The organism is Curtobacterium sp. MMLR14_010 (assembly GCF_001865015.1).
Classification (GTDB): domain Bacteria; phylum Actinomycetota; class Actinomycetes; order Actinomycetales; family Microbacteriaceae; genus Curtobacterium.
This window is the reverse complement of record NZ_MJGV01000029.1, coordinates 1-13,297: the sequence shown is the minus strand read 5'-3', so window position 1 is coordinate 13,297 and position 13,297 is coordinate 1. Positions and strand designations below refer to the sequence as shown.

Genomic DNA, 13,297 nt, shown 5'->3' with positions numbered 1-13,297 from the left:
CCGAGGACCTGCTCGCCGCCATGACGCTCGAGGAGAAGACGGCGCAGCTCGTCGGCTACTGGCTCGACCAGAACGGGCTCGTCGCCCCGATGCAGGGCGAGATGACGAGCGGCACGCCCGAGGGTCCGACGGCGACGCTCGCCGAGGTCACGCGGGACGGCCTCGGCCAGTTCACCCGCGTCTACGGCACCCGCCCCGTCGAACCCGACGAGCGAGCGGCCTGGCTCTGGGACGAACAGCGGCGCCTGAAGCGCGAGACCCGGCTCGGGATCCCCGCGCTCGTCCACGAGGAGTGCCTCACCGGGCTCGCCGCATGGAAGGCCGCCACGTTCCCCACCCCGCTCGCGTGGGGAGCCGCGTTCGACCCGGAGCTCGTCGAGCAGGTCGGCGCCGTCATCGGCCGGTCCATGCGGCAGCTCGGGGTGCACCAGGGCCTCGCGCCCGTGCTCGACGTCATCCGCGACCCCCGCTGGGGCCGCGTCGACGAGTGCATCGGCGAGGACCCGTACCTGGTCGGCACCGTCGGCACCGCCTACGTCAAGGGGCTGCAGAGCGCCGGCGTCGACGCGACGCTGAAGCACTTCCTCGGGTACTCGGCCTCGCAGGCCGGGCGGAACCACGCGCCGGTGCACGCCGGACCCCGCGAGGTCGCCGACGTGTACCTGCCGCCGTTCGAGATGGCGCTGCTCGACGGCGGCGCCCGCTCGGTGATGAACTCCTACGCCGAGGTCGACGGCGTCCCCGTCGCGGCCAACGGCGCCCTGCTCACCGACCTGCTGCGCGACCGCCTGGGCTTCGACGGCACCGTCGTCGCCGACTACTTCTCGGTCGCGTTCCTCGAGGTCATGCACGGCATCGCCACCGACCGTGGCGACGCCGCGGCCATGGCGCTCGAGGCCGGCATCGACGTCGAGCTGCCCACGGGCGACGCGTACCTCGCGCCGCTCGTGGAGCGCGTCCGCAGCGGTGCGGTCGACGAGGCCCTGGTCGACCGGGCCGTCCTGCGCGTCCTCCGGCAGAAGGAGCGGCTCGGGCTGCTCGACCCCGACGTGTTCGAGGACGACGCCCCCACCGGCGTCGACCTGGACACCGTCGAGCACCAGGACCTCGCTCGACGGCTCGCTGCCCGCTCGCTCGTGCTCCTGGCGAACGACGGGGTGCTGCCCCTGCAGGCGCCGGCCGACCGGATCGCGGTGATCGGCCCGAACGCCCATCGCGCCGAGGCCCTGCAGGGGTGCTACTCGTTCGCGAACCACGTGCTCGCGACGCACCCCGACCTGCCGCTGGGGTTCTCGATCCCGACGGTGCTCGAGGCGCTGCCGGGGGCGTTGGCGGGGCGCGTCGCTGAGGTCGGTGCTGCTGCTGGCGCTGCCGCTGCTGCGCCCGCGGCTGGCGCTTCGGCATCCGGCGCAGCCCTCCGCTTCGCCCCCGGCTGCGCCGTCACCGGCGACGACCGCTCCGGCTTCGACGAGGCCGTCGCACTCGCCACCGTGTCCGACGTCGCCGTCCTCGTGGTCGGTGACCAGGCGGGCCTGTTCGGCCGCGGCACCGTCGGCGAGGGCAACGACTCCGAATCCCTCGAACTGCCCGGCGTGCAGCGCGACCTCGTCGAGGCCGTCGTCGCCACCGGCACCCCGACGGTCCTGGTGCTCCTGACCGGCCGGCCGTACGCGATCGGCTGGGCGCTCGACGGCCCGGGCGATCGCCCCGCCGCGATCGTGCAGGCGTTCTTCCCGGGGGAGGGCGGCGGTCTCGCCATCGCCGACCTGCTCACCGGTGCCGCCGAGCCGTCCGGCCGCCTGCCGGTCTCGCTCCCGCGGTCCGCCGGCGCGCAGCCGTACACGTACCTGCACCCGCGGCTCGGCGGTCCGTCCGACGTCACGGCCACGGACTCGACACCGGTGCGCCCGTTCGGGTTCGGCCTGTCGTACACGACCTTCGTCCACGAGGACCTGGTCGTCGACACCTCCGTCACCACCGACGGCACCCTCGCCGCCGAGGTCACCGTCCGGAACACGGGCGCCCGCCCGGGGGAAGACGTCGTCCAGCTCTACGGCCACGACGTCGCCGCCAGCGTCACCCGCCCGGTCGTGCAGCTCCTCGGGTACGCCCGTGTCGCGCTCGGCCCGGGGGAGTCCGCGCGGGTCCACTTCGCCGTCCCGGTGCAGCGGTTCGCCTTCACCGACCGGCACCTCCGCAAGGTGGTCGAGCCGGGTGACGTCGAGGTGTGGGTCGCGTCCCACGCGGCGGCGTCCCGGCCTGGAGGCCCGCTCGACTCCGGTGGGATCGTCGCGGTGGGCGACGGGCCGGCTGCCGTCGACGTGCCCGGCTCCGCCACGGAGCGCGCGACGGTCGCCGTCACCGGTCCGGTCCACGAGGTCGCGCTCAGCGAGCCGCGCATCGTGGAGTGGTCGCTGGTCTGAGGACCGGGTCGGCGGCCGGCTCGGACGCCTCGGCCGTCTGGTCGGCCGCCGACCGCTTGACCGCATCGCCGCGAGACGCCGGGGTTCAGGGGCGTCTCGCGGCGGTGTGTCAGCGCGATGCCGAGCCCCGCTTTCGTGCGGTGGACATCCTCCATCGCCGTCCGGGGACGCCCGCCTACCGTCCCGGCCATCGCGGCGGACCATCCAGGGACCAGCCCGGACCGGACCGCGAACAGAAGGAGCGATCGTGTACTTCCACAAGCAAGAACTGCAGTTCAAGGCCACTCCTGACAAGCCGGACGCCGTCTACGCCAGGAAGCTGCAGGAGGTGCTCGGCGGTCAGTACGGCGAGATCTCCGTCGCCATGCAGTACCAGTTCCAGGCGTGGAACATGCACATGCCCGGCAAGTACCGCGACCTGGTGTTCGGCATCGGTGCGGAGGAGATGGGCCACGTCGAGATGCTCGCGACCATGATCGCGCAGCTGCTGGAGAAGTCGCCGCTCGGGATCACCGAGGACGCGGTCCAGGACGACCCGACCGTCGCTGCGATCATCGGTGGCACCGACGTCCAGCACGGCATCGTGGCCGGAGCCGGAGCACGTCCGGTCGACAGCAACGGCAACCCCTGGCAGGGCTCGTACATCACCGCCAGCGGCAACCTGCTCGCCGACTTCACGGCGAACGAGAACGCCGAGATGCAGGGCCGCGTCCAGGCCGCGCGGCTCTACCACATGACCGACGACCACGGGGTCCGCGACCTCCTTGGCTTCCTCATCGCCCGCGACACGATGCACCAGAACATGTGGGCGTCCGCCGCGGCCGAACTGCGCGAGGCCGGCATCGAGGACTTCCCGGTGCCGAACAAGTTCCCGCAGTCCAAGGAGCACACCGAGTTCAGCTACCAGTACCTGAACTTCTCGGACGGTGCCGAGGCGGGCAACGGCCCCTGGGCGAGCGGTCCGTCGTTCGATGGCAAGGGCGAGTACTCGTACCACGACGGTCCCACGTCGTCGGTGCCGATGCCCCCGCCCACGCACCCGGACTCCCGGTTCTACGGCACCACGGAACTCCCGAACATCATCGAGAAGACCGCCGGCGCCGTGCAGGACAAGTTCAACAAGGAGTGACCGTGGTCGGCCGTCGGACAGGAGTGCAGCGCCTGGTACCGCTGTGCCTGTCCGGCGGCCGCTCCACCTGGGACGTGGCTCACCGGCGGGCGGTTAGCGTCCCGACCATGCGAACCACTGCGAAGACCGTCTCCGCCCTCGTCGGCTCCGTCACCCTCGCCCTGCTGCTCGCGTCCTGCAACGGCGGAGCCCAGGAGCCGGACCCGGCGAACACCGGCCCCCTCGCCGAGAACACCACGAGGGCCGCGACGTGCGACACCGCCTCGAGTGCGACGGTCGACGCGATCAACGCCCTGACCGGCAGCGACGCCGTCACGACGGTGAACATCGAGGCTGCTGACGGCGGCTGGTACCTCGGCACGACCCCGGCGTCCGGCGGCGACGTCGCCCTGTGGGCCACGACGGTCGACCCCACCGCCGACGACTTCGACGGCACGGTCTTCCCCCTGAACAGCACCGCCACCGACGAGGTCGACGCACCGACGGCCACGGCCTCCCCGGCGCCGAAGACCTTCGCCGCCGACTCCGCCGCCGCCAGCCGCGTCGAGAACTGCGTGACGGACGGCGCCGGCAAGTAGCCCTGCCGCTTCCGCCCCTGGTTCGTCGCACGCGGGTCCATGCCCGCGCATCGGGCGACACCGTGCGTGCATCCGCGCGGCGCATCCGCACGCCCCGTGTCGCTTCCCCCGCGCGAGAGGTCGCGTCCCCGCCCTCCGGTCCGTCCGCGGCCCGGCGCCCCGCCGCCGCTGCCGGGGCGCTCGCGCCCGCCCGTGCGCCGCATACCGGACCGAGCCATGGACGCCCGTCCGCCCTGGCGGTAGGCTAATGCCGGTTAATCGATTAAGCACTCTGCTCGACCGACGACCACATCCCCCAGCAATGACGCTCGGAAGGAATGCATCAGCATGCACATCGGCTCGATCTCGAGACCACGGCGCATCGTCGCCGCAGCACTGGGAGCGCTCGCTCTCGTCACCGGCAGCCTGTTCGCGAGCACGGTCGGCGCCGACAGCGCCACGGCCGCGACGAACGGCCCCTGCGACACCTACGCCAGCGCCGGCACCTCGTGTGTCGCCGCGTACAGCTCCACCAGAGCGCTGTACTCCTCCTACAACGGTCCGCTCTACCAGGTGCAACGAGCCTCGGACGGCGCGACGACCAACGTCGGGCTGCTCGCGGCGGGCGGCACCGCGAACGCCGCGACGCAGGACGCCTTCTGCTCCGGCACCTCGTGCACCATCCTGAAGATCTACGACCAGAGCGCGAACCACAACGACCTCACGGTCGCCGGAGCCGGGGACGCGGGACCGGCCAACCACGCCGCTGACGCCGGGGCCCTGCCGGTCACCGTCGCCGGCCACAAGGCGTACGGCGTCTTCATGCCGCAGCAGGTGGCGTACCGCATCTCGAGCACGGCGGCGAAGGGCACGGCACGCGGTGCCAGCCCGGAGTCCATGTACGAGGTCGCCAGCGGCACGAACGTCAACCACGGGTGCTGTTCGGACTTCGGCAACGTCGAGACCCAGTCGAAGGACACCGGCAAGGGCCACATGGACGCCCTCAACCTGTCGATGCTGAACGGCAAGGGCAGCGCTGGTCGCGGACCCTGGGTCCAGGCGGACCTGGAGAACGGCGTCTACGAGGGCAAGACCGCCATCAACACGGCGAACACGGGCAACAGCTCGAAGTTCGTCACGGCGCTGCTCAAGAACGACGGCGTCGCGAACTTCGCGCTGAAGGGCGGCAACGCGCAGACCGGTTCGCTGTCCAAGTGGTACGAGGGCGCACTGCCCACGGACCGGGACGGCGACGGGCAGGGCTACACGCCGATGAAGCTCGAGGGCTCCATCGTGCTCGGTGCCGGCGGCGACAACTCGAACCGCGGCACGCAGTCCTTCTTCGAGGGCGTCATGACCAGCGGCTACTCCACCGACGCGGCGGACAACGCGGTGCAGGCGAACGTCGTCGCGCAGAACTACCAGGGCGTCTCGACCGGCGGTGGCCCGGGCGCTGCCATCACGGGAGTCGGCGGCAAGTGCGTGGACGTCGCCGGCGATGACCTCGGCGGCAACACCGCGGTCGTGCAGCTGTACGACTGCAAGGCGCTCGCCGCGGACCAGCACTGGCTCGGCAGCGTCTACGGGGCGCACACGCTCAGCACGCTCGGGCGCTGCCTCGACGTGAACGGCAACGCGACGGCCAACGGCACGCACGTCGAGCTCTACGACTGCAACGGTGCCGGTGGACAGCAGTGGATCGTCCAGCCAGACGGATCGATCAAGAACCCGCAGTCCGGTCGGTGCCTGGACGTACCGTCCGGCAACACCGCGAACGGCACGGCGCTGCAGATCTACGACTGCAACGGCAACGCCGCGCAGAGGTTCGTGGCTGCCGTCCCCATCACCACGATCGGCGGCAAGTGCGTCGACGTCGCCGGGAACGACCTGCAGCAGAACGGCCAGCAGGTCCAGGTCTTCGACTGCCAGACCCTGCTGACCGACGAGCAGACGACCGACCAGCAGTGGGCGTACAACGCCGGTGACGGCACCATCCGCACCCTCGGGCGGTGCCTCGACGTCGACGGCAACGCGACGGCGAACGGGTCCCACCTGGAGCTGTACGCCTGCAACGGCGTCGGAGGCCAGCAGTGGACCCTCCAGGCGAACGGGTCGGTCAGGAACCCGCAGTCGGGTCGCTGCCTCGACGTTCCGTCAGGCAACACCGCGAACGGCACGGCGCTCCAGCTCTACGACTGCAACGGTCAGGCCCCGCAGGCCTTCTCCTTCAACTGAGCCGCGCTCCGGACGGGAGGCTCGGTGCCAGCTGGCACCGAGCCTCCCGTCCGGCTGCGCTCGGCACCCGCCGAGTCTCGGCCCCGCGGACACATCGCGCCGCGCTCGCCCCGAGCGATGTCCGCCCGGGCGAGACTCGCTCCGCGCCGCTGGTTCGCGCCTGCCGCGGCTGCGCCTCGCGCCCGTGCAGCCGCATCCGCACGGACCCTGTCGCTTCCGGCTGGCCGGTGCCGCTCCCGTGTCGGTGCACGCACATCGAGCGACACCGTGCGGGCTGTTGCGCGGCGCATCCGTACCCACGGTGTCGCTTCCGCCGGCTGGGCCCGCGCCCGCACGCGTACCTGCGTGCGGCGAGACTCGGCGCCGCGGTCGCCAGTCGCGCGCGACACATTCCGCACCGGGGCTTGCTTCATCGATTAAGCACGTGCATGATGAGCCTAGTTAATCGATAAAGCACCGAAGCCGAGGAGGCGACCATGTCGAAGTCCGTCACCCTGAAGGACGTCGCCGCGAAGGTCGGCGTGACCTCCGCCGCGGCGAGCATGGCGCTTGCCGGACACGAGCGGATCAGCGAGCGCACCCGAGCAGCGGTCAAGCAGGCCGCCGACGAGCTCGGCTACGTCCCGAGCTCGGCCGGCCGGGCGCTCCGCAGCCAGCGGGCCGACGCGGTGGCGCTCATCGTCCCGAACTCGTCCGCACACGTCTTCGGGCACCTCTACTTCATGCACGTGCTCACGGGGATGTCGACCGCGGCCAACGCGCACGACGCCCAGGTGATCGTCTCGACGAACGCGGACACCTCCAACGGTGGTGTCGCCTACGAGCGGGTCATGCGCTCCCGCACCGCCGACGGCGCGATCGTCACGAGTGCCGCGATCGACGACGACCACGTCCAGGGGCTCGTCGCGAGTGGGCTGCCCGCTGTCCTCATCGGCAACTACCCGCACCTGGCCGACGCGGTGACGGTCGGCATCGACGACGTGGCCGCCACCGAGCGGCTCGTCGACCACCTCGTCGAGGTGCACGGGCGCCGCCGCCTCCTGCACGTGACGGGCACGCTCGACCACCAGACCGGGCTCGACCGACGGACCGGGTTCCTCCGGGCTGCCGAGCGACACGGTCTCACCGACGTCTCCGTGGTCGAGGGCGACCTGTCCGAGACCTCCGGTGCTGCCGCGATGGAGCACTTCCTGCACGAGGACGCCGCGACCCGCCCCGACGGCGTCGTCTTCGCGAACGACGACATGGCGGTGGGCGGACTCCACACCCTCCGTCGCGCCGGGGTCGACGTGCCGGAGGACGTCTCCGTCGTCGGCTTCGACGACTTCGGGCTCGCCCGCGTCACCACCCCGGGCATCACGACCATCCGAGTCCCCGCCGAGGAGATGGGCCGCATCGCCACCGAGCGCCTCTTCGACCTCGTCGACCACCGCGGCGGCCAACCCGCCCGCACCGAGCTCCCCGTCGACCTCGTCACCCGCCGATCCTGCGGGTGCGACCCCGACGTGGAACGCGTCCGCACCTGAGCGGACGCCGCGCCACCAGCACCCGGCGCACCAGCAGGACCCCACCACCAGCAGCACCCGACCCACCAGCAGCACCCGACAGCACCACCCACCCGCAGCACTCCCACCCGCAGCACCCCCACCCATCCTGCGAGCACAGCAACGCAAAGGAGCGTTCCCGATGAAGCACGCACGCACGACCCTCGCGATCGGCGCCGTCGCCACCGTGGCGGCCCTCACCCTCACCGGTTGTTCCGCCGGCGGCAACGCCAGCACGGACGGCCCCGTCACCCTCAAGGTCTGGACCGGGTTCACCGGCGGCGACCGTCCCGGCTACGCCACCATCGTCAAGGACTTCGAGAAGGCCCACCCGGACGTCAAGGTCGACATGACCGTGCAGCCGTGGGACACCATCCAGCAGAAGCTCCCGTCGGCCTGGCTGACCGGGCAGGGTCCCGACGTCGCCGCGGTGTCCTCCGACCCGAACGCCGTCGCCCAGTACGTCAAGACGCGGTCGGTGATGCCGATCACGGCGACCGGCAGCGGTGACGGCAAGATCAACACGGATGCCTTCGCACCCGGCACCGTCGACGAGTTCACCTACGACGGCAAGCTCTACGGCGTCCCCGCGAACTTCGCCACGCTGAGCCTGTACTACAACAAGAAGCTCTTCGCGGCGGCCGGCATCACCGACCCGCCGTCGAGCGTCGCCGAGATGGCAGCAGACGCGAAGAAGCTCACCGCCGGCGGCAAGTACGGCATCGCGCTCGCCGACAACCAGACGATCCAGATGTGGCCAGTGCTGCAGTGGCTTGAGGGCGGCGACATCGTCAACGGCAAGAACTGCAGCGTCGTGCAGTCCTCCGACGGGCAGAAGTCACTGTCCACCTGGGCGGACCTGGTCGCGAAGGACAAGGTCAGCCCGGTCGGTCTGACCGGTGCCGAGGCCGACTCGCTGTTCTCGGCCGGCAAGGCCGCGATGGAGATCAACGGCCCGTGGGCTGCGTCCGGGTACAAGGACGCCGGCATCGACCTCGGCATCGCGACGATCCCGGTCGGCGTGGACGGCAAGTCGAGCACGCTCGGCGCGATCGCCCCGCTGTCGATCTCGGCGAAGACGAAGTACCCGAAGCAGGCGCAGGAGTTCCTGGCCTACTGGACGTCGAAGTCCGCGCAGCAGAAGTTCTCGCTGCAGACGGGCTTCCCGCCGCTCAGGACCGACCTGTCGGACGATGCGGAGCTGAAGGCAGACCCCACAGTGTCGGTCTTCGCCAGCCAGGTGCCGAACGCGCGCCTGTACCTGCCGCACGTGCCGAACGCCACGAAGGTCGACTCCGACGGCTACGTCCCCCTGATCGGCGAGATCACCCGCGGGAAGTCGGTCGCCTCCGCCACGAAGAGCGCCGGTCAGACGATCGACGGCCTCACCGGCTGCGGTCAGTGACCGACCAGCTCACCGGGTCCGCCCCGCCACGCACGCCGCGTGGCGGGGCCCCGGCCTCCGGCCGCGACACCGGACGGGAGGCTCGCCCCACCCGCCGCCGATCGCGTCGGTTCCAGCCGGCCTGGCTCTTCATGGCCCCGTCGCTGCTCATCCTCGGCGCGTTCGTGGTCTTCCCCATCCTCCGGTCGCTGTACTACTCGTTCTTCGACTGGACCGTGGGGGCGGTCTCGCAGCCCTTCGTGGGCTTCGGCAACTACGTCGCGCTGTTCCACGACGGACAGTTCTGGAACGCCCTGCGGATCACGCTCGAGTACACGATCGTCTCGGTCGTCCTGCTCGTCGTCCTCGGGTTCGTCGCCGCCATCCTCCTCCAGCAGGACACCCTCGCAAACCGCATCGTCCGATCGGTCTTCTTCTTCCCGACCATCGTGTCGCTCGTGACGATCGGCCTGGTCTGGAAGTTCCTGCTCGACCCGGACATCGGTCTCGTGGGCGGCATCACCGCGGCGCTCGGACTGCCGAGCATCGCGTGGCTGCAGTCGACGTCGCTGGCCCTGCCGACGATCATCGCCGTGTCGGTCTGGAAGAGCCTCGGCTTCGCGATGATCCTCTTCGTCGCCGGGCTGAAGGGCGTGCCGGCGGAACGGTACGAGGCCGCGGAGCTCGACGGCGCGAACCGCTGGCAGACCGTCTGGCGGATCACCCTGCCGAGCATCCGCCCCACGATGCTCTTCACGTCGATGATCCTGACGATCCAGTCGTTCCAGGTGTTCGACCTGGTGTACGTCATGACCGGCGGCGGTCCGGTCTTCCACACCGACACGCTCGTGAACCTGCTCTACCGCGACGGGTTCGTCAACTACCAGACCGGCTACGCGTCGGCCATCTCCTGGGTCCTCTTCGTGATCATCATGCTCATCTCCCTCCTCCAGCTCCGGCTCTTCCGGTACGACGATGTCGACTGAGGCGCGCACGCGGCGACCGTCCCTGCCGGAGCCGACCCGGGCCTCCCGTCCGGCCCGCATCAGCAACCGGCGCCCGGTCCTGCGGAGCGGTGTCGAGCGCACCGGCTCCGTGCTGAAGTGGGTGTACCTCGGCATCGGGCTCGTCTTCGTGCTCGTGCCGTTCATCTGGATGGTCAGCGGGTCGTTCCGGTCCGAGGCCGACCTGTTCGGCCACCCGGCCAGCCTGTTCCCGACGCGTGCCACCCTGCACGGCTACGTCGGGGTCTGGCAGCAGCTCCCGTTCCTGCGGCTGCTGCTCAACTCGCTCCTGTTCACCGTGGTCACGACGGTGCTGACGCTGCTGTTCGACTCGATGTGCGCCTACGCCCTGGCGCGGATGCGATTCGTCGGGCGGAACGTGGCCTTCGTGCTCGTCATCGCGACGCTCATGGTGCCGTTCCAGGTGACGCTCATCCCGGTCTTCGTGGAGCTGTTCCACCTCGGGTGGCTCAACACCTACCAGGGGCTGATCATCCCGCGGGCGACCAGCGCGTTCGGCATCTTCCTGTTCCGGCAGTTCTTCGTGGACATCCCCGCCGAGCTCGACGAGGCCGCACGCATCGACGGCGCAGGACACTGGCGGATCTTCTGGCAGGTGATCCTGCCGCTGGCCAAGCCCGCGATCGCCACGGTCGCCGTGCTCAACGGCATGGCGCTCTGGAACGACCTGCTCTGGCCGCTCGTCGTGACGACGTCGAACGACATGCTCACGCTGCCGGCCGGGCTGACGCTGTTCGGGGGAGCGCACGTGACCGACCACGCGGTGCTGCTCGCCGGTGCCGTGATCTCGCTGCTGCCGATCGCGCTCGGGTTCTTCTTCGCGCAGAAGTTCTTCGTCGCCGGCGTCGCCACGACGGGGCTGAAGTGAGCGCGCCCGGCCCCGCGGACACCCGTACCACCGGGCGGGTGTTCGCGCCGGGGACGTTCACGTTCGTCGCCGGGATCGAGGACACCTGTGTGTACCCGCCGCAGCACTTCGCGATGGCGCCCCTCGACGAGCACGAGCTGACCGGCCACGACGACGTGTGGCGTGACGACCTCGACCTCGTCGCGTCCCTCGGTGCCACGGCCCTGCGCTACGGCGTCGACTGGCCGCGGGTGCACGTCGCCCCGGGGGTCTTCGACTGGGCGGTGCTCGACGAACGCCTGCCGTACGCCGCGTCGATCGGCATCACGGTGATCGCCGACCTGGTGCACTACGGCACGCCGAGCTGGCTCGCCGAGTCGTTCGCCGACCCCGGGTACCCGGCGGCCATCGCCTCGTTCGCCGGTGCCTTCGCGGCGCGGTACGCCGGCGTCGTCGACCACGTGACACCCCTCAACGAACCGATCACGACGGCGTCGTTCGCGGGGCTACGCGGGGTGTGGCCGCCGGCGCTCACCGGCTGGGAGGGATGGACCCGTGTGGTCCTCGGCATCGCCGCCGGCTTCCAGCAGGCGGTCACGGCCGTCCGGTCCGCCAACCCGGACGCGGTCGTCGTGCACGTCGAGGCGTCGTCGTTGTACACGGCTGATCGCGACGACGCGTTCGACCGCGACCACGGAGTCGACCGCGACGGCGACCGCGGCGCCGTCCGCGACCGTGCCCGCGGCCCCGTCCGCGACGGGGACGTGGACGGGGCGTCGCTCGCCGCCGAGGCCGCACTGCTCGAGGACCTCGGCTGGGTGCCGACCGACCTGGTGCTCGGCCGTGTCGTCGAGAGCCACCCGTCGCACGCGTGGCTCGTGGCGCACGGCGCTGATCCCGCTGCGCTCGCGGACCTCGTCGACGGTGCCGTGACGATCGACCTGCTCGGCGTCAACTACTACCCGGACCTCTCCCCGCGGCGGCTCGTGAACGGGGCCGCGGGCACGGTGCAGCACGCCTACGACCGCTGGAGCGAGGGGCTCGTGGAGTCCGTGACACGCTTCGGTACCCGCTACGGCGTGCCGATGGTCGTCACCGAGACCTCGATCGAGGGCTCCGACGCCGTCCGGTCGGCGTGGGTCCGAGACTCCGTGGCCGCCGTCCACGCCCTCGTGGACGCCGGGGTCGACGTCCGCGGCTGGACGTGGTGGCCGGTGTTCGACTTCGTCGACTGGTCCTACGCCTCCGGTGGGAGGAACGTCGAGGAGTTCGCCGTGTCGGAGGATGTGGTGGCCGAACGTTCGGGTACCGGGAGCAAGACCCCGTACCTGCGCCGCATGGGCCTCGTCCGACTGGAGGAGCAGGCGGACGGCACCCTCGCCCGGGTGGTCACCAGCGCGGCGGAGACGTACCGCGGGCTCGCGACCGTGCCACGCTGAGCAGGTGGACGACAGCGCAGAACCGTGGGTACGCCGCCTCCGCGACGGTGAGGTCCCGCCCGTCCGCGGACTCGTGCTCGGGCTCCTCGCCCTCTCGGTCGTCGGTGCCCTGCTGCTCTGGGCCGAGGCCCTGCACGTCGAGTGGGTCGCGGAGTTCTGGGACCGCACCCAACGCATCGGGCTCCTCGTGCTGGTCCCGCCGGCGCTGCTGGTCGCGGGCCCTGTGGCCGGCCTGGCCGCGTGGTGGGCCTCCCGTCGTGACCGCCGTGTCCTGGCGCGGATCCGCCGCGCGGACAGCCCGGTCGCCTTCCACCTGCCGGTGACGGCGCCGGTCATCCGGGAGCCCGACGAGCTCCCCGACCCGGCACCCGTGCTGTGGACCGTCGACGCCGAGGGCCTCCACGGCTGGTCCTCCCGCGACGACCGACCCGTGCACGACCTGCCGTGGCAGCGCATCCGCCGCATCGACGTCGCGACCCACCGCGTGCGCGGAGGCGTGGACGAGGACTACGGCCTGTGGTTCGCGACCGACCGCGGCCACGTCGTCCTCGCTCCGCGTGGGGCGCTCGGCCGGCCGTCGGGGATCGCCGCCGCGAAGCTGCAGGTCCTCGCGCGGGTCCTCCGCGCGCTGCGCCCCTGACCGCGATCGCCGACCCGGCGCGGTCCGCGTGCTCCGGCGGAAGCGACACGGCACGGCCGGCTGCGACCATGCGG

10 protein-coding genes are annotated in these 13,297 nt (G+C 71.3%); all 10 read left to right on the top strand.

Annotation, left to right across the window (positions count from 1 at the left end; translation table 11 throughout):
* Positions 1 to 20 precede the first annotated feature (20 nt).
* The 10 genes from BIU98_RS07175 (at position 21) to BIU98_RS07130 (ending at position 13,223) form a co-directional block, all read left to right on the top strand.
* Positions 21 to 2,423 (top strand): glycoside hydrolase family 3 N-terminal domain-containing protein, encoded by a 2,403-nt coding sequence (locus BIU98_RS07175; protein ID WP_139200612.1) that lies wholly within the window; start codon positions 21 to 23, stop codon positions 2,421 to 2,423.
* A 247-nt stretch (positions 2,424 to 2,670) separates the two neighbouring features.
* Positions 2,671 to 3,552: a manganese catalase family protein gene (locus tag BIU98_RS07170; protein WP_071273971.1), complete on the top strand. Its 882-nt coding sequence runs from the start codon at positions 2,671 to 2,673 to the stop codon at positions 3,550 to 3,552.
* A gap of 107 nt (positions 3,553 to 3,659) precedes the next feature.
* Entirely contained in the window at positions 3,660 to 4,130 is a 471-nt protein-coding gene (locus tag BIU98_RS07165) for a hypothetical protein (RefSeq protein ID WP_071273968.1), read from the top strand.
* A gap of 327 nt (positions 4,131 to 4,457) precedes the next feature.
* The gene (locus tag BIU98_RS07160) at positions 4,458 to 6,344 is read left to right on the top strand and encodes an arabinofuranosidase catalytic domain-containing protein (RefSeq protein WP_071273965.1); all 1,887 of its coding nucleotides are present in this window, start codon (positions 4,458 to 4,460) and stop codon (positions 6,342 to 6,344) included.
* A 476-nt stretch (positions 6,345 to 6,820) separates the two neighbouring features.
* Complete coding sequence (locus tag BIU98_RS07155; RefSeq protein ID WP_071273962.1) at positions 6,821 to 7,870, top strand: LacI family DNA-binding transcriptional regulator; 1,050 nt, start codon at positions 6,821 to 6,823, stop codon at positions 7,868 to 7,870.
* A gap of 160 nt (positions 7,871 to 8,030) precedes the next feature.
* Complete coding sequence (locus tag BIU98_RS07150) at positions 8,031 to 9,293, top strand: ABC transporter substrate-binding protein (RefSeq protein ID WP_071273959.1); 1,263 nt, start codon at positions 8,031 to 8,033, stop codon at positions 9,291 to 9,293.
* Complete coding sequence (locus BIU98_RS07145; protein WP_071273956.1) at positions 9,290 to 10,258, top strand: carbohydrate ABC transporter permease; 969 nt, start codon at positions 9,290 to 9,292, stop codon at positions 10,256 to 10,258. The genes BIU98_RS07150 and BIU98_RS07145 overlap by 4 nt, the downstream gene beginning before the upstream one ends.
* Positions 10,248 to 11,165: a carbohydrate ABC transporter permease gene (locus tag BIU98_RS07140; RefSeq protein ID WP_217635675.1), complete on the top strand. Its 918-nt coding sequence runs from the start codon at positions 10,248 to 10,250 to the stop codon at positions 11,163 to 11,165. The genes BIU98_RS07145 and BIU98_RS07140 overlap by 11 nt, the downstream gene beginning before the upstream one ends.
* Entirely contained in the window at positions 11,162 to 12,583 is a 1,422-nt protein-coding gene (locus tag BIU98_RS07135) for a family 1 glycosylhydrolase (RefSeq protein ID WP_071273952.1), read from the top strand. The genes BIU98_RS07140 and BIU98_RS07135 overlap by 4 nt, the downstream gene beginning before the upstream one ends.
* Positions 12,584 to 12,587: 4 nt before the next feature.
* On the top strand, positions 12,588 to 13,223 hold the full coding sequence (locus tag BIU98_RS07130; protein WP_071273949.1) for a hypothetical protein: 636 nt from the start codon (positions 12,588 to 12,590) through the stop codon (positions 13,221 to 13,223).
* Positions 13,224 to 13,297 lie beyond the last annotated feature (74 nt).